This window comes from Marinicauda pacifica (assembly GCF_004793635.1).
In the GTDB taxonomy this organism is placed as follows: Bacteria; Pseudomonadota; Alphaproteobacteria; order Caulobacterales; family Maricaulaceae; genus Marinicauda; species Marinicauda pacifica.
The window spans coordinates 1-317 of sequence record NZ_SRXV01000045.1 but is presented as its reverse complement, the minus strand read 5'-3'; the positions used below and the strand labels follow the sequence as shown (position 1 = coordinate 317).

The following is a 317-nucleotide window of genomic DNA, read 5'->3' as shown; positions in this document are numbered from 1 at the left end:
GTACGATGCCTGGCGCCGCGAAACGCACGAACACGCTCTCACCCCGTTTATCGGCCTGGGATCACGGTTCGAGGACACGAGCGGGCCTGGCCTTGTCGGCAATTATCTTGAGACCGACCTGGAAACCGATACGGAGGCTGACGCCGACGCGGGCGAGGCCACTGAAGATGCAGAGCCCGCTCCCCTGGGGCGCCGGGTCCTGTCCGTCGCCCATGCGCGGTCGGCAAACGAACCCGTGTTGCGCGAACTCGCGTCGCGGTACGGGGTCGATCGCGTAGCCGTACTGACCGCAAGCGAGTGCGCGGGCAGCGTGCGCA

Annotated in this window: 1 protein-coding gene; it reads left to right on the top strand. The window is 67.2% G+C overall.

Annotated elements, in window-relative coordinates; all coding sequences use genetic code 11:
- Positions 1–317: hypothetical protein (locus E5162_RS14830; RefSeq protein WP_158291326.1), on the top strand; the 317-nt coding region annotated here is incomplete at both ends.